Annotated in this window: 17 protein-coding genes and 2 tRNA genes; 4 read left to right on the top strand and 15 right to left on the bottom strand. The window is 74.5% G+C overall.

What is annotated here, in order from left to right:
* Window positions 1-7: 7 nt before the first annotated feature.
* The 6 genes from AB0P35_RS33640 to AB0P35_RS33615 all read right to left on the bottom strand — a co-directional run bounded on the left by AB0P35_RS33640 (window position 8) and on the right by AB0P35_RS33615 (window position 5,591).
* Window positions 8-81 (bottom strand) — tRNA-Lys (locus AB0P35_RS33640).
* Between the two features lie 66 nt (window positions 82-147).
* Window positions 148-717, bottom strand: coding sequence for a bifunctional DNA primase/polymerase (locus AB0P35_RS33635; RefSeq protein ID WP_363518483.1), 570 nt, complete (start codon window positions 715-717; stop codon window positions 148-150).
* 157 nt (window positions 718-874) lie between these two features.
* A complete protein-coding gene (locus tag AB0P35_RS33630) occupies window positions 875-1,273 on the bottom strand; it encodes a hypothetical protein (RefSeq protein ID WP_257019191.1) in 399 nt (132 codons plus the stop codon).
* Between the two features lie 153 nt (window positions 1,274-1,426).
* Window positions 1,427-2,779 (bottom strand): AAA family ATPase, encoded by a 1,353-nt coding sequence (locus tag AB0P35_RS33625; protein ID WP_363518481.1) that lies wholly within the window; start codon window positions 2,777-2,779, stop codon window positions 1,427-1,429.
* A gap of 8 nt (window positions 2,780-2,787) precedes the next feature.
* The gene (locus AB0P35_RS33620) at window positions 2,788-4,371 is read right to left on the bottom strand and encodes a hypothetical protein (protein ID WP_095874763.1); all 1,584 of its coding nucleotides are present in this window, start codon (window positions 4,369-4,371) and stop codon (window positions 2,788-2,790) included.
* Entirely contained in the window at window positions 4,368-5,591 is a 1,224-nt protein-coding gene (locus AB0P35_RS33615; RefSeq protein WP_363518479.1) for a hypothetical protein, read from the bottom strand. The genes AB0P35_RS33620 and AB0P35_RS33615 overlap by 4 nt, the downstream gene beginning before the upstream one ends.
* Window positions 5,592-5,787: 196 nt before the next feature.
* Here AB0P35_RS33615 and AB0P35_RS33610 point away from each other — a divergent pair, with 196 nt between their 5' ends.
* The gene (locus AB0P35_RS33610; protein WP_095874765.1) at window positions 5,788-6,426 is read left to right on the top strand and encodes a histidine phosphatase family protein; all 639 of its coding nucleotides are present in this window, start codon (window positions 5,788-5,790) and stop codon (window positions 6,424-6,426) included.
* A 33-nt stretch (window positions 6,427-6,459) separates the two neighbouring features.
* Here AB0P35_RS33610 and AB0P35_RS33605 read toward each other — a convergent pair whose 3' ends face one another.
* Window positions 6,460-7,848: a tetratricopeptide repeat protein gene (locus AB0P35_RS33605; protein WP_363518476.1), complete on the bottom strand. Its 1,389-nt coding sequence runs from the start codon at window positions 7,846-7,848 to the stop codon at window positions 6,460-6,462.
* A 319-nt stretch (window positions 7,849-8,167) separates the two neighbouring features.
* On the opposite strand from AB0P35_RS33605, the gene AB0P35_RS33600 reads away from it, so the two are divergent.
* Complete coding sequence (locus AB0P35_RS33600; protein ID WP_257019192.1) at window positions 8,168-8,662, top strand: hypothetical protein; 495 nt, start codon at window positions 8,168-8,170, stop codon at window positions 8,660-8,662.
* A 61-nt stretch (window positions 8,663-8,723) separates the two neighbouring features.
* The gene (locus tag AB0P35_RS33595) at window positions 8,724-9,626 is read left to right on the top strand and encodes a fused MFS/spermidine synthase (protein ID WP_363518474.1); all 903 of its coding nucleotides are present in this window, start codon (window positions 8,724-8,726) and stop codon (window positions 9,624-9,626) included.
* A gap of 33 nt (window positions 9,627-9,659) precedes the next feature.
* Here the strand turns inward: AB0P35_RS33595 and AB0P35_RS33590 are convergent, their stop codons facing one another.
* From AB0P35_RS33590 to AB0P35_RS33570, 5 genes are all read right to left on the bottom strand, one after another.
* Window positions 9,660-10,409, bottom strand: coding sequence for a hypothetical protein (locus tag AB0P35_RS33590; RefSeq protein ID WP_363518472.1), 750 nt, complete (start codon window positions 10,407-10,409; stop codon window positions 9,660-9,662).
* A 57-nt stretch (window positions 10,410-10,466) separates the two neighbouring features.
* Complete coding sequence (locus AB0P35_RS33585; protein WP_363518470.1) at window positions 10,467-11,930, bottom strand: GH1 family beta-glucosidase; 1,464 nt, start codon at window positions 11,928-11,930, stop codon at window positions 10,467-10,469.
* A 46-nt stretch (window positions 11,931-11,976) separates the two neighbouring features.
* Window positions 11,977-12,855 (bottom strand): carbohydrate ABC transporter permease, encoded by an 879-nt coding sequence (locus tag AB0P35_RS33580; RefSeq protein WP_095874770.1) that lies wholly within the window; start codon window positions 12,853-12,855, stop codon window positions 11,977-11,979.
* A gap of 3 nt (window positions 12,856-12,858) precedes the next feature.
* On the bottom strand, window positions 12,859-13,866 hold the full coding sequence (locus tag AB0P35_RS33575; protein WP_363518468.1) for a sugar ABC transporter permease: 1,008 nt from the start codon (window positions 13,864-13,866) through the stop codon (window positions 12,859-12,861).
* Between the two features lie 106 nt (window positions 13,867-13,972).
* Entirely contained in the window at window positions 13,973-15,301 is a 1,329-nt protein-coding gene (locus tag AB0P35_RS33570; RefSeq protein ID WP_363518466.1) for an ABC transporter substrate-binding protein, read from the bottom strand.
* Window positions 15,302-15,873: 572 nt separating this feature from the next.
* On the opposite strand from AB0P35_RS33570, the gene AB0P35_RS33565 reads away from it, so the two are divergent.
* On the top strand, window positions 15,874-16,944 hold the full coding sequence (locus AB0P35_RS33565) for a LacI family DNA-binding transcriptional regulator (protein WP_257019193.1): 1,071 nt from the start codon (window positions 15,874-15,876) through the stop codon (window positions 16,942-16,944).
* 137 nt (window positions 16,945-17,081) lie between these two features.
* Here the strand turns inward: AB0P35_RS33565 and AB0P35_RS33560 are convergent, their stop codons facing one another.
* From AB0P35_RS33560 to orn, 3 genes are all read right to left on the bottom strand, one after another.
* On the bottom strand, window positions 17,082-17,531 hold the full coding sequence (locus tag AB0P35_RS33560) for a DUF4442 domain-containing protein (protein WP_363518463.1): 450 nt from the start codon (window positions 17,529-17,531) through the stop codon (window positions 17,082-17,084).
* A 133-nt stretch (window positions 17,532-17,664) separates the two neighbouring features.
* Window positions 17,665-17,740, bottom strand: a tRNA-His gene (locus tag AB0P35_RS33555).
* 160 nt (window positions 17,741-17,900) lie between these two features.
* The gene (gene orn / locus AB0P35_RS33550; protein ID WP_363518461.1) at window positions 17,901-18,503 is read right to left on the bottom strand and encodes an oligoribonuclease; all 603 of its coding nucleotides are present in this window, start codon (window positions 18,501-18,503) and stop codon (window positions 17,901-17,903) included.
* Between the last annotated feature and the right edge of the window lie 368 nt (window positions 18,504-18,871).

Here is an 18,871-nt window from a genome sequence, read left to right as displayed (position 1 = left end):
CCGTCTGTGCGCCGCCAGGGACTCGAACCCCGGACCCGCTGATTAAGAGTCAGCTGCTCTAACCAACTGAGCTAGCGGCGCCTGCTGACGTGGAAGACTCTAGCAGCGGCTCCGGGCCGAGCCAAAATCGAATACCCCCGGGCGGGCTCAGGCCGACGGCGCCGGGTGCAGCACCCCGGCCGGCTCCTCCGCGGCGCCCTGTGGGAGGGCCGGCGCGGACGCCCCGGTCTCGCCGCGGGCCGCTCGGACACAGGCCCACAGCACCACGGCCGCACCTGGCAGCCACGGCTCCCGGGAGTCCGGCGCGACGATCCAGCGGCCGGCGCCGAGACCGGGCGAGTCCGGGGCGTCCAGCATGCGCTGCACCGGCGGAACGGTCACCGCGTCGCCCTTGCCGTGGCAGAGCAGCGGCGGGACGTCGCGGGCCCACTCCTCCCAGGCCAGCAGGGTGCGCAGCCGGGGCGCCGCCCCGGGCTGGACGAACAGCAGGGTGCGCCCGCGGAAGGCGGCGACCGGGCCGCAGCCCGGACCGGAGGACCACAGCTCGTCCAGCACCCGGCGGCCGAACAGCGACGGCATGCTGATCACGTCGAAGGCCCGGCCGCAGGGCAGCACGCTGGAGGCCCAGGGGCGGGCCTCCCACAGGGCACGCATGGAGCGCGGGTACTCGCTGGCCGAGGCCAGCCAGGCCTCGCCGGCGACAGTGACGTACTCCACGGATTGATACGTCCAGATGTCCACCCCAGCAGCGTGGACCTTGCCGCCGACGGAACGGACGGAAAACCCCGTTTGCCGGACACCGCGGCAGGCCCCGGCGTACCCTTACCGGCCGCATATGCCAGAGGCCCGGTTCGGCGGGCGCCGGCAGGCCGGATCAGTGCTCCGCGCTGCGCTGCTTCTGCAGGCTGCGGCCGTACTCGACCATCCGCACCGCGTAGTCCGGCGTCCAGTCGGCGCGGTCGGCGATCTCCGCCGGGGTCATCGCGTCGAAGCGGCGGGTGTCGGCGAGCTGCGCGGCGGCGATCGCCTGGAAGTCCGTGGCGCGCTCCGCCGCGGCCCGGAAGGCCAAGGTCAACTCGGTGGACCGACGGAGCAGTTCCGCCGGGTCGTCGATCGACTCCAGATCGAAGAAACGCTCCGGCTCCGGCTCGGCCGCCTGCGGTTCGAAGATCAGCTGGGCCGGCCGCAGCCGACGCGCAGGGGTGCCCGGGCCCGGGGCGGCCGGCGCGGGAACACCGCTCTGGTCGGACGCCTGTGCATGGGGATCGGGCATGGACGGACACCTCCGGAGGGCTGGTGGCGGAAACTGGCCGTCGTCCATTGTCGCGCGGCGGCGGCCGGTATCGGAACGGTGCACACCAGGTCGCTATTCCCGGCCGGGGCGCACATGTCACCCACCGTGCGCCCCCGACCGATCCGCCCGCCCTCAGGACAGCCGCACCCGGTGCGCCGCCAGGTGGGCCAGCACCGCATGGTTCGCCTCCCAGCCGTCCGGGAACTTCACCGCCACCCCGAGCTGCACCGGCTCCGTCGACGGGTGCTCGTCGAGCAGCTCGGCGATCCCCGCCCGGGCCACCACGATGCAGGCGTGCCGGTGCCGCGAGGCCAGCACGCACAGCCGGCCGGTCTCCAGGTGGAAGGCGGTCGCGTCGGGCCGCCCGGAGAGCGGGTGCAGCACCACGGTGACGTCGTACTCACGGCCCTGCAGCCGGTTCGCGGTGTCCACCGTCACCGCCGGGCCGGCCGCCGGGTCCACCGGCACGTCCAGCGCGGCCAGCGCCTGCCGGACGGCCGCCGCCTGGTCCCGGTGCGCGGTGCCGACCGCGATCCGGCCCGGCTCGACCGGCGCGGAGCCCTGCTCGGAGTGGGCCGTCAGCCCGCGGTCCAGCAGCCGGCGGACGACCGCCGCCACCGCAGCCACCGCCTGCGGGTCCGTCCGCACGGTGTGCCGGGCGGGCAGCTCCAGCAGCGCCCAGCCGCTCTCCACCGCCTCGTCGATCGCCGCGTCCACCGGCGAGCCGTCCGCCCGGACCGCTGCCGCCAGCCGCCGCTCCGCCGGGCCGGTGCCGGCCCGGAACGGCGTGTACGGGTAGAACGCCGCCGAGATCAGCGGCGCCGCCGAGGCCGGCAGCCGCCAGGACACCGGCAGCCGGTGCGGCCGGATCGCCGGATTGTGCGCCAGCAGCGTCACCACCGCACTGCTCGACGGGTCGTACGACAGGCCCGCCCACTGGTCGGTGCCGACCACGGTGAACGGGTCCAGCTGGCCCGGGTCGCCGACGAACAGCGCCCGCTCGAACAGCCGGGCCACCGCCAGCAGCGCGTCCGAGCGCATCTGGTACGCCTCGTCGACGATCGCGTGCTGCCACGGCGCCTCGGTGCGCACCCACTGCCACTTCGCCGCCGTGGAGACCACCACGTCGTGCTCCAGCAGGTCGGCGACCTTCTCGGAGGCCGTCACGTTGGCGTGCCGCAGCGCCTCCGGCGCCGGGCGCGAATCACCCGCGTGCAGCCGGCCGACGGTGAGGTCCGGCCCCTTCACGGCCAGCCGGTCCACCAGGTCGTCGACCTGGCTGTTGGTCTGCGCGACGATCATCAGTCGCTCGCCGGAGGCGACCAGCTCCCGGGCCGCGCGCACCACCAGGGTGGACTTGCCCGCGCCCGGCGGGGAGTCCACCACCACCCCGCGCGGTGCGCCCGGGCCCGGCCGCACCGCGGCCTCCAGAATGGCCGCCACGGCGGCGTCGGCGACGGTGCCCGGTGCCTGATCGGCAGTCATACCCGCAGTCATTCCCACTCTTCCGTGCTGCGCGCCGACATCGGGGCGGCTCCCGGGGGGCCGCCGTGCGTCCACGGGGTGTCCTCCGGCTCCGGCAGCGGCGCCGACTGGCGCGGCGTCAGCTCGAACAGCGTGAACACCACCTGCTCGCCGGGCTCCGGCAGGCTGCCCGGCTCCGGCTCCTTGCGGCGCCCCATGCCGGACACCACCCGCACCGTGACGGTGCCCTCCGCGGCGTCGAAGCCGACGACCACCCCGCGCTGCGGCGTCGCGGCCCCCACCCGGTGCACCTCCCGACCGGCGTCGGCGTGCGGGCGGTCCGCGGTGCGCACCACCAGCAGTGGCCGCGGCTTCGCCGACCGCCCCGAGGTGTCGTACTCCGGCACCACCGCCACCACCTCGCCCGCGAAGGCCTCGCCGGACAGCCGGTGCTCCGCCATCGCCAGCGGGTCGTCCAGCGCCTCCTGCACCTCCAGCCGGACCTGCTCGCGCTCGCGCTGTGCCAGCTTGCGGGCGGCGGTCACCGCGTCGTCCTGCTTCGGCTGCGGGGGCTCGCCGGCCGCCAGCCGGTCCCGGTGGCCGGTGTACGACCAGCGGTCGCCCTCCCAGCGGTCCGCGACGTGCGCGCCCTCCGGCAGCGCCCGCAGCAGGTCGAGGCCGTGCCAGACGTCCGCCCAGGTCGGCAGCAGCACCTGCTCCAGCACGCCGTGCAGCCGCTCGGCGGCCTGCTTGACCAGCAGCTCGGCGCGGGCCGAGTCCGCCGGGCCGGCCGACCGGGCCGCGGCCAGCGCCGCGTCGTGCCGGGTGATCGCCGGGGCCAGCAGCAGCTCGTCGAACTTCGGGTCGGTGGCCGGGCCGGCGGGCGGGCGCACCAGCTGGCCGTGTGCGTCCCGCTCGCTCTCCGCCTGCTCGGCGGCCTCCGCGCCGGTCAGCCCGGCCGGCGCACGGTGCCAGGCCAGCAGGGCGGCCAGGTGCTGGTCCTCGAGGTGGCTCTGCCCCGTCGCCCAGTGCCGGGACAGCAGCGCCGTCATCGGTAGCACCAGGCTGGAACCGGGCACCTGCGCCCGGTCGGTGAGGTGCGTCAGCCAGCGGCCCAGCAGCGGCACCTGGGTCGGCGCCGGGTAGGGGCCCGGCTCCGGGTCCTCCGCGGTGCGGCGGAAGCGGGTGGAGCGTCCGATCAGCGCCAGGTGCTGCACCGAGCCGGTGTTCGGCACGATCAGCTGCGGCGCGTCCGCGCACAGCTCGCGGACGACCGGGGTCTTCTCGCCGGTCTCGGCGTCCCGCTCGCTGCCCTCGATGTGCTCCACCTCGTCGGCGAAGGACTCCAGGTACGGCAGCAGGTCCGCGCCGAAGCGGGCCAGGAAGTCGAAGCGCTGGTCGCGGTTGAGCGGCTGCGGCACGATGTGCAGCCGCGGCGCCTCCCGGTCGGTGCCCAGCATGACGGCCAGCGGGGCGCCGGCCTCGCCCGCCGCGGCCAGCGGCACCACGACCATCGGACGCTCCGAGAGCCGGCGGTGGCACACCGTGGCCAGCGGCTCGGCCCGCCCGCTGCGGACGGCCTGCAGCCGGGCCAGCGTGGAGAGCAGGCTCACCGGGCCACCATGCCCAGCGCCTCGGCGCGCAGCGCCGCCGCGTACCGCAGCCGGGCGGCGGCCTCGTCGACCTCCGCGTCATGTGGCGCGTCGTCCGGTGCGTCGTCCCGCGCCCCGCCCCCGGCCGCCCCGGCGGCGGCCAGCGCCTCCGCCACGGTGCGGATCGAGCCGAGCTCGCCGCGCACCCCGCGCCCCAACTGGTCCACCGCGTCCGAGCAGCGGGCCTGGGACCGGCAGTGGAAGCCGAGCTCGCAGGTGGAGAGGCAGTCCGGGCTGTACGCGGCCGGGACGGTGCCCACCGCGGCGGCCAGCTCCTCGGCGGGCCGGGTCGGCGCGCCCCCCTCGTCCGGCACCAGGTCGAAGGTGGTGCCGTCCGGTAGGGCGGCCAGCAGCTGGCCGATGCCGGTCATCCGGGCCAGTTGGCGGCGGGTGGTGGCGAGCTCGCGGCGGACGTCCACCGCGGCCGCGGTCGGCCGGTTGGAGAAGTCCTTCGGGCAGACCAGCAGCACCGTCGTCGACGGGCTGCCGGGCAGCTCCTGGACGCGGTACGGATCCGCCTCGACCGGCACCCCGGCCAACGCCGCCGCCGTCTCCTGCAGCGCCAGCACGTACACCGCCGCCTGGCGGGCCGCCGCGCCGACCTTCGCCGGGTCGGCGGAGCCGTCCAGCACCGGGAAGGACTTGATCTCCACCACCGTGCAGCGGCCGCCGTGCACCAGCACCGCGTCCGGCTCCAGGTGGGCCGGGCTGCCGGCCACCGTCAGCCGGAGCATCGGATGGTCCAGCAGCGTCCAGACCGACGGATCGGCCGCCGCCTCGGCCAGCGCCTCCCGGGTGCGCTCGGCACGCACCGCGGGGGAGGAGCGGCGCAGCAGGTCCGGCACGGCGAGCGGGGCGACGCTCTCCTCCGGCAGACCGAGGTGGCGGCGGAGCGGCTCCAGCAGGGCGGCGTAGCCGTCCTCCTTCAACCGGGCCTCGAAGACGTTGCCGCGGGCGAGTGCGAAGGGCGACTGGCCGAACGGGGCCGGGCGCCCCAACTGCCGGGCGAGCGCGCTCTTGTCGACGCCGGCGGCGTCCAGCAGCGAGCGGCGGCGGCAGCCCGGATTGGCGGCGAGCGCGGCGAGGGCACGGGCGTCGAGACTGCGCTGCGGCGCCCGGCCGCGCAGCTCGGAGAGCCGCTGGGCGAGCGGCTCTGACTGCCCCAGGTGCGAGACGTTCATGGTGCGGCCCAGTGTTGCATCCGCCACCGACAATCGGGGGTGAGACCTCCGGATCGGCCCCGCACCGGGGCCGGCAGGGCGGGGCGACGGAACGGAACAGCCCCCACCGGCGGGTGGCCGCAGGGTGCGGGATCATGGTGACCCGGCCCTCAATGGCGAGCAGGCCGCCGCGAACCCTGCTGCGAGGAGTCCACCCATGCCCGCCCGCATCGTGCTCGTCCGCCACGGCGAGACCGCCTGGTCGGCCACCGGCCAGCACACCGGTCGCACCGACGTCCCCCTCACCGAGGAGGGCCGCGCGATGGCCCGCGCCCTCGGCAAGCGGCTCGCCCGCGCCCCCTGGAACGGCCTCACCGACGCCGTCGTCTACACCAGCCCGCTCTCCCGCGCCCGAGAGACCGCCGAACTCTCCGGCTTCGGCCCCCGCGCCGTCGACCGCCCCGAGCTCATGGAGTGGGACTACGGGCAGTACGAGGGCCGCACCGGCCACGACATCCGCGCCACCGACCAGCCCGGCTGGCTGATCTGGCGCGACGGCGTGCCCGGCGGCGAGAAGCTCTCCGAGGTCGCCGCCCGCGTCGACGGCTTCCTCGACGAACTCAGGGGCACCCACGGCATCCCGCACCCCGAGACCACCACCATGCACGCCGCCGACTGCGACGTGGTCCTCTTCGCCCACGGCCACCTGCTGCGCATCCTCACCGCCCGCTGGCTCGGCCTGCCGCCCGAGAATGCCCAGCGCTTCAAGCTCGGCACCGCCGCCCTCTCGGTGCTCTCCTGGGAGTACGGCCTGCCCGCCGTCGAGATCTGGAACGACCACAGCCACCTCGACTGAGCGCGATCCTGACGGTCCGTCCCGCACGGGCCGTCAGGCGGCCCCCACCGCACCGTCGTACGCGGTCAGGAACTCCGCCACCTCCGGCACCGCGCCGTGCCCGCGCAACCGGCCGGCGGTGCCCGCCAGCATCGCCCGGATCCGTGCCGAGCGGACGCCGCCGAGCAGCACCACCGCCGCCGAGCCGTGGCCCGCCGCCCCCGCCAGGTCGCCCAGGCCCAGCCGGTCGTGCGCCAGCTCCGCCGTGTACAGCGCCCGGTTGCGGACGAAGTGCGGATCCTGCAGCGCCATCGCCCGTTCCGCCCGCCGCCCGGCCAGCTCCCACTCGCCCAGCGCCGACCAGCACTGCGCCTCCAGCCCGGCCAGCTCAGCCTCGCCGAAGAACGACATCCACTCCGGGTCCGCCTCCGACGGCCCCCGCTCGAACAGCGCCGAGGACCTTGCCAGCGCCCGCTCGCAGGACGGACGGTCCCTCAGCACCGCCCAGCCGCCCGCCTCGCGCAGCGCCAGCAGCGCCATCAGCCGGTCCGACCCCAGCCCCCGGGCCGCCGCCTGCCCCGCCTGCGCGGCCCGCAGCGCCTCCCGCGGCCGCCCAGCGTCCCGCGCCAGGAAGGCGCTGTTGCAGAACACATGGGCCTCCAGCGCCGCGTCCCCCGCCATCCGTGCCGTGGCCAGCGCCTCCGAGTAGAACGACCTGGCGTCCGCCAGCCGGTTCGAGTCGTGTGCCAACCAGCCCACCGAGATGGCCAGTTCCCCGGCGCCCGCCTGCAGCCTCCGCTCCGCCGCGGTCGAGTACAGCCCCTCGTTCAGCAGCACGTACGCGCTGCGCAGCGACTGCCCGGCCCGCTCGAACAGGCCGTCCGCGCCCTGCGCGTCGTCCAGCAGCCGGATCTCCCGGACGGCCTGCTCGACCCCCTCGATCTCGGCGGAACCCACCCGGCGGGGGGCCGGCACGGGGTGCGCGGGCGGTCCGGCGAAGGCGGCGGCCGGCCCGGTGCCGTCCAGGCCCAGCGCGGCCGCCAGGGCGGTCGGGCCGCCGGTCAGGAACGTACGGCGGTACACGTCGTCGTTCTCCTCGTCACAGTGGTGCGGAGCCTCGGGGGCGGGCGCGGCCGGCGCCGCGGCCTCCGCCGGGCGTCCGCGGACCGCCGTCCGCGGCGCGAAGCCCAGCTCGGCCAGCGACCGGCCCGGCCACATGTGCCGGAACACCCGCTCGTAGGCGTAGTTGGGGCAGCGGATCTCACCCGACTCGACCCGGCCGACATAGCGCGCGTCACAGGACACGTGCTCGCCGATCTCCCGCGCCGCCCGGCGCACCGCGGTGGCGAACTCGCCGGGGGAGCGGTCGCCGCGCAGCTCGCGCATCGCCGTGTTGGGGACGGCCGGCTCGGGCCGTGGACGGCCGGGACTCGTGGCTGCCATGGCTGCGCTCCGAGGGTCGTGCAGAGTGGCGCCGCGGCGAATGCCGCGCCGCGACGGGCCGGTGGGGGTCCGCTCGGTGCCGGCACGACAGTACCGGCAGTCACCGGTCGGCTGCGGCGGGTGAGCGGAATTCTTCGGGGCAAATGCGGACATTGAGTGCGTCGCTGCCGGGTTCCGCCATGAAATGCCATGTCTTGCTGTAGACGCGCCCGTGGCCTTGCGGCCCCTGCCCGCGTTGTCCTGTTACGTGGAAGCCCCGCACCCGTCCCCCACACGATCGGGCGGCCCAGGGCGTCCGACCTGACGACAGGAGGTCCCCATGGCCACCCGAGCACCGCAGTACCGCCGGCCGACCGCCCCCGGGCTGCCCGCCGGAGTGGCCCCGGCCCTGCTGCCGGACGGCACCGACGGCACGCGGTCGGCCGGCGGGGGCGGCGCGACCGGCGCCCGGGCGGGGCAGGGGGCCGCCGGCGCCGCGGCCGGGGTCGGCTACGACACCGTCACCGTCACCGTCCGGCACGGGCTGGAGGCCGTGGACATCCTCCGCCTCCGCGGTGCCTGCGGCGCCGTACTGCAGAGCCGCGGCGGCGCCGCCATCTCCTTCCTCGTCCCCGCCGGCACCGCCCGCGGCTGGCACCTCCCCGGCAGCTCCTGTAGCCCCGGCGCCGTCCTGCTGCCCGCCACCGACCCCCGCTGGATCATGCCCCCCGCCGGCCCGAAGTCCATCGCCAGGCCGACTGACCCCTGGGTGCTCCGCTCCGCCCTCTGCGAAGCCGCCTGCACCCTCACCGCAGGTGGCCTCGGACCCTTCTGAACGAGGTGGGTGCCCCCACGCGGTGCACCCTGCGCCGAGAGGTCGCGTCGATAATGGGCGCATGGGACGTGCTGGCAGGGGAAAGGCGGAGGCTGCTCCGGAGGTGACGGGGGCCGAGGGGCGGAGTCACCGGCAGGGGCCGCTGACGGTGCGGGTGGACTCCGGGATCGCCGAGCTGCGGCCGGACCGGGACCGGCCGCGGGCCTGGGAGCTGCTGCTGGACGGCGCCCCGCAGTCCCTGGTCGACCTGGCCGACCCCACCCATCTCGGCTTCGAGTACCAGCGCCGGATCGGGCACCTGATCGATCTCGCCGCCCCGCCCGGCCGCCCGATCACCGCCCTGCACCTGGGTGGCGGCGCCCTCACCCTGCCCCGCTACGTCGCGGCGACCCGGCCGCGCTCCCGCCAGCAGGTCGCCGAGATCGACACCGCGCTGACCGCACTCGTCCGGGCCGAGCTCCCGATGGACCGCGGTTGGCAGATCCGGGTGCGCGGTGCGGACGCCCGCGCGGTCCTGGAGCGCGCCACGGAGGGCGCCGCCGACCTGGTGGTCGCGGACGTCTTCTCCGGTGCCAGGGTGCCCGCGCACTGCGCCACCGTGGAGTTCGCCGCTCTCGCCGCGCGGGCCCTCGCCCCGGGCGGACGCCTGGTCGTCAACATCACCGACGGTTCGTCACTGGCCTTCGCCCGCGCGCAGACCGCGACGCTGCTCACGGTGTTCGCCGAGGTGTGTCTGGTGGCGGACCCGGCGGTGCTGCGCGGGAAGCGGTTCGGGAACCTGATCCTGGTCGCCGGGACGGCGCCGCTGCCGCTGGAGGAGCTCGGCCGCAGGGTCGCCTCGGACGCGGCGCTCGGCCGGGTCGAACACGGTCGCGCCCTGGCCGACTTCACGGCGGGCGCCGCCGCGGTCGTGGACGCCTCGGCCGTCCCCTCGCCGGCGCCCCCGCCGGGCGCCTTCCACTGACGGGCACGTACCGCGCCGCGATCGTCCGGACGTTCAGTGCCCGCTGGGCAGGCCGCGGTGCTTGTAGGTCGCCAGGGCGGTGAGCAGCAGTCCGGCGAGGATGGGGAGGCCCACGGCCACCGCATCCGCGCCGCCGGCCCGGACGGTGGGCACGGCGCTGAAACCGCCCGCGACCGGGCCGGGCCGCTCCACGGCCGGGGCGCCCGAGGGGAGGCCGGCCGGTGCCGGCCGCCGGGTCGGTCGGACGTCGGCGGCCGCGGCGTCCGCCGGGCCCTCCGCCGGCGCCGGACCGGCCGTCGCAGGTGCCTCGCCGGTTGCGTCCGGGAGGGTGGGCGTGGCGGCGTCCCCGGGCGCGGAGGCGGCGGGGTCGGGGGCGGAGACGCCACCGCCGTCCCCCCGCGGTGGCGGGGAGACGGCGGGGAGCAGACCGGCGGCGATGGCGAAGGCGTCGGGCACGGTGGCGGCCTGTCCTGGCAGTGGGAGACCGTCCACCCTGATCCGGTCCCGGAGCACCTCCTCGACCGGCCCGGTCTGCTGCTCGACGACGGGGGCGGCGTCCCCGCCGAGGTGGTGGAGAAGGGCCGGGGCTCCGACCCGGTCGATCAGGCCGGGCCCCGGTCCTTCGGCGGCACGGGCGTCGCAGATCCCCAGCCCAAACCCCCACAGCTGGGCGAGGATCGCGCCGCCGGCCGCCAGCTTTCCGGCCCGCCGTCGTGCGCTCCGGCGGGGAGGTCCGCCGGCTGGACGGTCGGGCCGCGGTGGTGCCGCGTGATGGGGTCGCACGTGAGAGGAGAACGAGCGAACCCGGGCGGAGTCACGCGGCGCGGTGACGCACCGTCATCACCGCTGCTGGATGGCGTGGTCCAGGCGTCCGGTGCGGATCGCCTCGGCGTACCAGCGGGCGCTGGTCTTGGGCGTGCGCACCAGGGTTTCGTAGTCGACGTGGACGATGCCGAAGCGCTTCTCGTAGCCGTACGCCCACTCGAAGTTGTCGAGGAGTGACCACAGGAAGTAGCCGCGGACGTCGGCGCCGGCGGCGATGGCGTCGGCGACGGCGGCGAGGTGGCCCCGGACGTAGGCGGCCCGCTCGGGGTCGTGGACGGTGCCGTCCTCGCCCACGGTGTCCTCGAAGGCGGCACCGTTCTCGGTGACCAGCAGCGGCAGGCCGAACTCGCGGTGCAGGGCGATCAGCGAGTCGGAGAGCCCGGTCGGGTCGATCGGCCAGTTCATCGCGGTGACGTCGCCGGGCGCGAGGTGGAAGGCGACGTCGCCGGCGCCCGGCCAGGGGGTGAAGGCGCTCTCGCCGTGCCCGTCGTGCCGGGGCAGGTTCTCGGCGTTCTCCGCCGAGGAGACCACGGTCGGGTTGTAGTAGTTCAGCCCGAGCAGGTCGATCGGCCGGGAGATCTCGGCGAGGTCGCCGGGCTGCACCAGGGTGTCCCAGTCGACCAGGTGGGCGGTGTCGGCGAGCAGGTCCTCGTCGTAGCGGCCCTTGAACATCGGGCCGGTCCAGATCCGGTTGCCGACGGCCTCGATCCGGCGGGCCGCCTCTAGGTCGCCCGGGTGCGCGCTGTGCGGCCGCACCGCGTGCAGGTTGAGCGAGACGGCCAGCTGGGCGGTGGCGGGCAGGGCGGCGCGCAGGGCGCCGACGGCCAGGCCGTGGCCGAGGTTGAGGTGGTGGGCGGCGCGCAGCGAGTCGCCCGGGTCGGTGCGGCCGGGGGCGTGGACGCCGGAGGCGTAGCCGAGGAAGGCGCTGCACCAGGGCTCGTTGAGGGTGGTCCAGATGCCGATCCGGTCGCCGAGCGCCTCGGCGGCGAGGTGGGCGTACTCGGCGAAGCGGTACGCGGTCTCCCGGTGCGGCCAGCCGCCGGCGTCCTCCAACTCCTGCGGGAGGTCCCAGTGGTAGAGGGTGGCGACCGGGGTGATGCCGTGGGCGAGCAGCTCGTCGGCGAGGGCCCGGTAGAAGTCGAGGCCGCGCTCGACGGCGGGGCCGCGCCCGGTGGGCTGGATGCGGGGCCAGGAGAGCGAGAAGCGGTACGCGGTGAGGCCGAGGTCGGCCATCATCCGCACGTCGTCACGGAAGCGATGGTAGTGGTCGACCGCGGTGTCGCCGGTGTCGCCGTTGGCGACCTTGCCGGGGGTGTGGCTGAAGGTGTCCCAGATCGAGGGGGTGCGGCCGTCCTGGGCTGCGGCGCCCTCGATCTGGTAGGCGGCGGTGGCCGCACCCCAGGCGAACCCCGACGGGAAGGCTCCGGTGCGATGCTCGGCCGCGAGGCCGGCCGTGGTGTGAGGGTCGGTGACGGTCATACGGGAGCGCTCCCATAGTCAGGTGTGGGACGGGTGGGACGGCGGGTCAGCTCTTCACCGCGCCGGCCGTGATGCCGCCGACGATGTGCTTGCCCAGGACGGCGAAGATCAGCAGCAGCGGCAGGGTCCCCACCAGTGCGCCGGTCATGATCACCGCCTGGTTGATGTCGTGGCCGCTGCCGCCGCCGATGGAGGACAGCGCGACCTGGACGGTCGGATTCTGTTGGGTGAGCACCACGAACGGCCAGAAGAAGTCGTTCCAGGACTGCACGAACACCAGCATGCCCAGGACGGCCATCGCCGGACGCGCGATCGGCAGCACGACGTGCCAGACGATCCGCAGGCTGTGCGCGCCGTCCACCCGGGCGGCCTCGATGAGCTCCAGCGGGAGCGCCTCCGACAGGAACTGCCGCATGAAGAAGACGCCGAAGGCCGCCACCAGCGAGGGCAGGATCACGGCCTTGAGCTGGTTGCCCCAGTTCAGGTCGGTGATGATCCGGTAGAGCGGGATGACGCTGAGCTGCGGCGGAATGGTCATGGTGGCGACGACCAGGGTCAGCAGCGCGTTGCGGCCGCGGAAGCGCAGCTTGGCGAAGGCGAAGCCGGCGAGGGTGGAGAACAGCACCGTGGAGAGCGAGACGCAGCCCGCGACGACGGTGGAGTTCAGCAGCGCCTTGCCCATGTCCGCCTGGCTCCAGGCGGTGGTGATGTTGGTCCAGAGCTCGCCGCTCGGCACCATGGGCGGCGGCGACTGGGCCACTCGCTCACCGGTGTTGCTGGCCGCGACGAAGGTCCAGTACAGCGGGAAGAGCGACACGACGGCGGCGATCGCGAGGACCGCGTACGTCAGCGGGCCGGCCTTGTCCTGGTCGCCGGCGCCGGGGCGCATCCGCCGGCGCAGCGGGGCGGTGGAGATGACGGCCATGGTTCAGCCTCCCAGCTTGGTGCGGTTGCGGCGGGCGATCAGCATCTGGACCGCGCCGACCAGCAGCAGGATCAGCAGCATCGTCCAGGCCACCGCCGAGGCCCGGCCGAGCTGTCGGCTGGGCCAGCCCAGCTCGTACATGTAGAGACCGAGGGTCTGGTACTGGTGCGCCGAGCCGCCGCTGACGCCGACGCCGCCGCCGAAGAGCAGCGGCTCACCGAAGAGCTGGGTGGCGCCGATCGTCGACACGATGATGGTGAACAGGATGGTGGGGCGGATCGAGGGGACGGTGACCTTGGTGAACTGCTGCCAGCGCGAGGCGCCGTCCAGGCTCGCGGCCTCGTAGAGGTCCTTCGGGACGGCCTGCATGGCGGCCAGGTAGATCAGCGCGTTGTAGCCCGTCCACCGCCAGGTGACGATGGTGGAGATGGCGATCTGGGACGGCCAGGTCTCCGAGTACCAGTCGGTGCGGTCGATGCCGACCATGGACAGCAGCCAGTTGATCATTCCGTAGTCGGGGTTGAACAGCTGGACGAAGACCAGGGTCGCCGCGGCGATCGAGGTCGCGTACGGGGCGAGGATCGCCACCCGCAGGAAGCCGCGGCCGCGCATCCGGTAGTTGAGCAGGTGGGCCAGGCCGAGGGCCATCAGCAGCTGCGGGACGGTGGAGATCACCCCGATGGTGAAGGTGTTCCGCAGTGCCGTCCAGAACTGGTCGGTGTCCCAGAGCCGGGTGTAGTTGTCGACGCCGCGCCAGTCCATGACGTCCTGGTTGAGCAGGTCGACGCGGTGCAGCGAGAGCCAGCCCGTCCAGATCAGCGGGAACAGGCCGAACGCGGCGAAGCAGAGGAAGAACGGTGCGATGTACGCGTACGGCGACGCCTTGAGGTCGAGGCGGTACAGGCGCGAGCGCCGGTCGGAGCGCTGCGGGGCGGCCGGGGTGCGGCTGCCGCCGGGGGCGGTGGTCGGCGCCGAGCCGTCCTCGGCCGCGGCTCGGATGGAGGTGGCCACTGGGTAGGTCCTTCCCGGGAGTGGCTGTCGGCGGTGGTGCGGGTGCCCGGCCGGGCACGGGGCCCGGCCGGGCGGTGCGGACCGGGCTGTCGCCGGTCCGGGCGGGTCAGCCGTTGACCTTGTCCTCGACCAGCTTCACGACGTTCGCCCAGGCCTTGGCCGGGTCGGTGCCGTGCTCCTCGATGTCGAGGACGCCGTTGTCGGTGATGATCGTCTTCACGGTGCCGTCCTGCTCGCCGATCGGGGCGGGCTGGATGCCCTTGGCGGTGGAGGCGAAGATCTGGCCGGTCGGGGTGTCGCCGAAGTAGTCGAGCTTGGCGCTCTGGACCGCGGGCAGCTCCAGGCCGGCCGTGGTGGAGGGCAGGTTGCCGACCTTGGTGAAGACCTTCGCCTGCTGCTCCGGCGCGGTCAGCCAGGCGGCGAGGGCGGCGGCCTCCTTCTGGTGCTTGCCGGCCTTCGGGACGGTCAGGAACGCGCCGCCCCAGTTGGAGGCGACCGGCGGGGCGGCGATGTCCCACTTGCCCTTGCCGGAGTCGCCGGAGTACTTGCTGATGATGCCGGTCATCCAGGACGGGCAGACCACCGTGGCGAACTTGGCGTTGGCGAAGGCGGAGTTCCAGTTGTCCTGGAACTGGCGCAGGCCGGCGCTGATCTTCGCCTGCGAGGCGCTGACGGCCACGTCCCAGGCCTTCTTGACGCCCGGGCTGTCCTTGTAGACGAGCTTGCCGGAGTCGTCCGAGTACTGCTGGGTCTGGGCCGAGAGCGCGGCGTTGAACAGGCCGCTCGCCGAGTCGGTGAAGAAGGTGCCGGCCGGGGCCTTGGCCTGGTACTGCTTGCCGGCGTCGACGAACTTCGTCCAGTCGCCCGCCCACAGCTTGGCGACCTCGGCGCGGTCGGTCGGCAGGCCGGCCTGCTGGAACAGGTCCTTGCGGTAGCAGACGGCCATCGGGCCGATGTCGGTGCCGAGGCCGATCAGCGCACCCTTGGCGGTGGTGGCCTGCTTCGACTTCCACGGCAGCCAGGCGCTCGCGTTGACGCCCTCGGTCTTGCCGAGGTCGGCGAACTTGTCGCCCAGCGTGCCGGTGGCCTGGGCGATGTAGCCCACCTCGACCGCCTGGATGTTGGAGAGGCCGCTGCCGGAGGCGAGGTGCGTGGTCAGCGCGTCCCAGTACTTCTGGCCGTCCTGGGTGGTGTCCGCCTTGATGGTGACGTTCGGGTGGGCGGCCATGTACTCGTCGTAGAGGCCGGCCTCCTTGTAGCCGAAGGTGCCGAAGTCGCCGACGGTCAGGGTGATCTTCTCGCCCGCGGCCGACGAGGCGCCGTCCGACCCGCCCTTGTCACCGCTGCTGCTGCACGCGGTGAGCAGCAGCGCGGAGGAGGCGAGGACGGCGGTGGCCAGGACGGCCGCTCTGCGGGGGCGGGAAGTGCTGCGCATGGCGTTCTCCTTGTTCCGGGTGGGGCATCGGGTGTGCTGCGCGGTGGGTGGTGCGATGGGTGGTGCGATGCGGCTGGAGAAGGTGGTGCTCGGTCTGCCGCCGGAGTGTTGCCCGGGGGTTGCGGGTTTCCCGGGCGTTACCGGGGCGTGCGGGCCGGCGCGGCTGTGCCGACCGTGGGAGACCGGTGCCTCAGGCCCGTCGGGCGTACCCGTAGGACCGGTGGCCGAGGCGCTGTTGCCGGGGGCGATTCACCACTAGAGTGTGGGAGCGCTCCCACAGCGCATGCCGGAAGGTTCCTTCGTCGCGGGGTCGGGTGTCAAGGGCTGACGTCGTATCCGTTGCCGGAGCGTGTCCTGGGAGTCGCGAAACGGTGTCCTGGCGGCACCGGTCACCGGCCCGCACGGACACCCGCGTACGGTCGGGCGCAGGGCCCTCCCGGCCGGGTCGCACCGGTCGGCGGGCCCGGCCGGGGAACGTGCGGTCGTACCGCGGGTTCCCCGGCGGCCGAAACCGGCCACAATGAGCAGCAATCGGCCCGCAAGGCGCCATGAGGACTTCCAAGAGGTGAGCGATGAGCCAGACCGCACAGCCCCCCGCAGGGCCCCTGGGCGGCGCCGGGGCGGGCGGCAGGAGCTCCGCGCGCCCCACGCTGGAGGAGGTGGCCGCGCTGGCCGGGGTCGGGCGCGGCACGGTGTCCCGGGTGATCAATGGCTCGCCCCGGGTGAGCGACAAGGCCCGCGAGGCCGTCCAGGCCGCCATCGCGGAGCTGGGCTACGTCCCCAACCGGGCCGCCCGCACCCTGGTCACCTCGCGCACCGACTCGGTCGCCCTGGTGGTGCCCGAGGCGGAGACCCGGCTCTTCTCCGAGCCCTACTTCTCCGACATCATCAGCGGCGTCTCGGCGGAGCTCGCCGAGACCGACATGCAGCTGCTGCTGATCCTGGTGCGCAACCAGCGCGAGCGGGAACGACTTTCGGCCTATCTGACCGCCCAGCGCGTGGACGGCGTACTCCTCGTCTCCGTGCACCAGGACGACCCGCTGCCGAGCATCCTGGAGAGCCTGGAGATCCCCTCCGTGCTCGCCGGTCGCCGCGGCGACCTGGAACCGCTGAGCTATGTGCACGCCGACAACGCGGGCGGCGCCAGGATGGCCGTGCGGCACCTGCTGCGCCGCGGCTGCCGCGAGGTGGCCACCATCACCGGTCCGCTGGACATGGAGGTCGCCCATGCCCGCCTCGGCGGCTACCGCCGGGCGCTGGAGGAGGCCGGCCGGCCGTACGACGAGGAACTCGTCGGGCTCGCCGACTTCACCGAGGAGGGCGGCCGGCTGGCGATGCGTGAGCTGCTGGAGCGTCGGCCCGACCTCGACGGCGTCTTCTGCGCCTCCGACCTGATGGCCGCCGGTGCGATGCAGGTGCTGCGCGCGGCGGGCCGGCGGGTGCCCGACCAGGTCGCGGTGATCGGCTTCGACGACTCGATCGTCGCCCGGCACACCGACCCGCCGATGACCAGCATCCGGCAGCCGATCGAGGAGATGGGGCGGACGATGGCCCGCCTGCTGCTCGACGAGATCGCCGAACGCGGCCGCGCGCGGCGGCAGGTGGTGCTGGCCACCGAGCTGGTGGTGCGGGACTCGGCCTGATGCCGGAGGGCCGCCCGGCGGCCCGCGGTCGGGGCCGGCGGAGTCCGGGGCCGTCGTCCGGCCCGGGCTCCGCCGTCGTCACCCGGGGTCGTCACCCGGGAGTCGTCACTCCGCCGTCGTCACCTGGGAGTCGTCACTCAGGAGTTGGGGCGGAGCGTCCAGGTGATGGTCATCACACCGGTCACGGCGCCGTCGGCGCGGGTGATCTCCACGGTGACGGGGAACTCCGGCCGCTCGCCCCTGTCCAGCTCCGCGACGATCTCCTCGGCGGTGCGGCCGAGGGTGGCGGTGGCGGTCACCTCGCCCATGGCCAGCTTCTTGTAGGCGATCTCGGCCTTCACCGCGAGCGGCACGGCCTGCGACAGCTGGTCGCTGAACGCGGCCAGCACGATGCAGCCGCTCGCCGACTCGGCCAGCGTGAACATGGCGCCCGCGTGCGGGCCGGCCAGGTGGTTGTGGAACTCAGGCTGGTCCGGCAGTCGGAGCACGGCCCGCTCGGGGCTCGTCTCCAGGTACTCCAGCTTGAGCGTGCGGGCCATCGGGACGGTGGAGTCGAGCAGCTGCCCGATCGAGGGTGTGGTGGTCATGGGCGACATGTTACTTGCCGGTAGATTCGCTGGGGAGGGGTGACCTGCGCCGCACCGCGCGCGAGCCGCAGAGTCGCGAACGCGGAAAAGCCAGAGGGCCCGATCTCGTGAAGAGATCGGGCCCTCTGGCGATTGGGGTGAGTGACGGGACTCGAACCCGCGGCCACCTGGACCACAACCAGGTGCTCTACCAACTGAGCTACACCCACCATCTGTCCGGCGCGTTCCCGCTCCGACAGGAAGAACTCTACAGGATCCGAGAGGGTGCTCGCGCCAGGGTTTCGAGTCGGGGCCCGCGCTGATGCTCTGGTGGGAGCAGGTGCGCGCACCGGCGGTCCGGCCGGCGGGTCGACGGGCCCGCCGGCCCGCTCACTCGCCCGGCAGCTGGTACTTGGCGGCGATCTCCCGAGCCGCGTCCCCGTCCGGGCCCGGCTGCGGGACGAACACCGCCTCGCGGTAGTACCGGAGTTCGGCGATGCTCTCGCGGATGTCGGCGAGCGCGCGGTGGCTGCCGCCCTTCTGCGGGCTGTTGTAGTACGCCCGCGGATACCAGCGGCGGGCCAGCTCCTTGATCGAGGACACGTCCACGATCCGGTAGTGCAGGTGGCTCTCCAGCGCCGGCATGTCGCGGGAGAGGAAGCCGCGGTCGGTCGCGACCGAGTTGCCGCACAGCGGAGTCTTGCCCGCCTCCGGGGCGTGCTCCCGGATGTAACCCAGCACCAGCTCCTCGGCCTCGGCCAGGGTCACCCCGGCCGCCAGCTCGTCGAGCAGCCCGGACGCCGTGTGCATGGCGCGCACGACGTCCGGCATGCCCTCCAGCGCCTCCGCGGGCGGACGGATCACCACGTCCACGCCCTCGCCGAGAACGTTCAGCTCGGAGTCGGTCACCAGCGCCGCGACCTCGATCAGGGCGTCCCTGCCGAGGTCGAGGCCGGTCATCTCACAGTCGATCCACACCAGACGGTCATTCACGCACTCACCCTACGGCGCGATCGCGCGAGCCGGACAGCGTCCGGGCCGCCCGGCCGCGTTGCGCCGCGCCCGACGGGCCGTCGTCGTCCGCCGACGGACCGGCGGGCCGCCCGTCCGCGGGCGGGGCGGGATGCCCGGCACCGCCCGGCGCCGCGTGGTCGGCCCGGTGGCCCTGACCCTGGCCGCGCGCGCTCGGCTGCTCGTAGCCGCTCTCCTCGGCGACCGCGTGCTCCACCGGCCGGTCGCCCGGCCGGCCCGCGACGCGCTCGCCGCTCCGACCCCCCGGCCGCTCGGCAGGCCGCGGGGCCGACGGTTCGGCCGGGCGGTCGCCTGCCGCCGGCCGCGGACGCCGACCGCCGGCCGGCCCC

Source organism: Kitasatospora sp. NPDC085879 (genome assembly GCF_040686255.1).
Classification (GTDB): domain Bacteria; phylum Actinomycetota; class Actinomycetes; order Streptomycetales; family Streptomycetaceae; genus Kitasatospora.
This window is presented reverse-complemented; position numbering and strand designations above follow the sequence as displayed.

Excerpts from the sequence above, each read along its gene's own strand:
- AB0P35_RS33595 (WP_363518474.1), top strand. The coding sequence starts at position 8,724 with ATGGGACGTGCTGGCAGGGGAAAGGCGGAGGCTGCTCCGGAGGTGACG.
- AB0P35_RS33585 (WP_363518470.1), bottom strand. The coding sequence starts at position 11,930 with ATGACCGTCACCGACCCTCACACCACGGCCGGCCTCGCGGCCGAGCAT.
- AB0P35_RS33600 (WP_257019192.1), top strand. The coding sequence starts at position 8,168 with ATGGCCACCCGAGCACCGCAGTACCGCCGGCCGACCGCCCCCGGGCTG.
- AB0P35_RS33615 (WP_363518479.1), bottom strand. The coding sequence starts at position 5,591 with ATGAACGTCTCGCACCTGGGGCAGTCAGAGCCGCTCGCCCAGCGGCTC.
- AB0P35_RS33565 (WP_257019193.1), top strand. The coding sequence starts at position 15,874 with ATGAGCCAGACCGCACAGCCCCCCGCAGGGCCCCTGGGCGGCGCCGGG.
- AB0P35_RS33560 (WP_363518463.1), bottom strand. The coding sequence starts at position 17,531 with ATGACCACCACACCCTCGATCGGGCAGCTGCTCGACTCCACCGTCCCG.
- AB0P35_RS33580 (WP_095874770.1), bottom strand. The coding sequence starts at position 12,855 with ATGGCCGTCATCTCCACCGCCCCGCTGCGCCGGCGGATGCGCCCCGGC.
- AB0P35_RS33630 (WP_257019191.1), bottom strand. The coding sequence starts at position 1,273 with ATGCCCGATCCCCATGCACAGGCGTCCGACCAGAGCGGTGTTCCCGCG.
- AB0P35_RS33625 (WP_363518481.1), bottom strand. The coding sequence starts at position 2,779 with ATGACTGCCGATCAGGCACCGGGCACCGTCGCCGACGCCGCCGTGGCG.
- AB0P35_RS33610 (WP_095874765.1), top strand. The coding sequence starts at position 5,788 with ATGCCCGCCCGCATCGTGCTCGTCCGCCACGGCGAGACCGCCTGGTCG.
- AB0P35_RS33570 (WP_363518466.1), bottom strand. The coding sequence starts at position 15,301 with ATGCGCAGCACTTCCCGCCCCCGCAGAGCGGCCGTCCTGGCCACCGCC.
- AB0P35_RS33605 (WP_363518476.1), bottom strand. The coding sequence starts at position 7,848 with ATGGCAGCCACGAGTCCCGGCCGTCCACGGCCCGAGCCGGCCGTCCCC.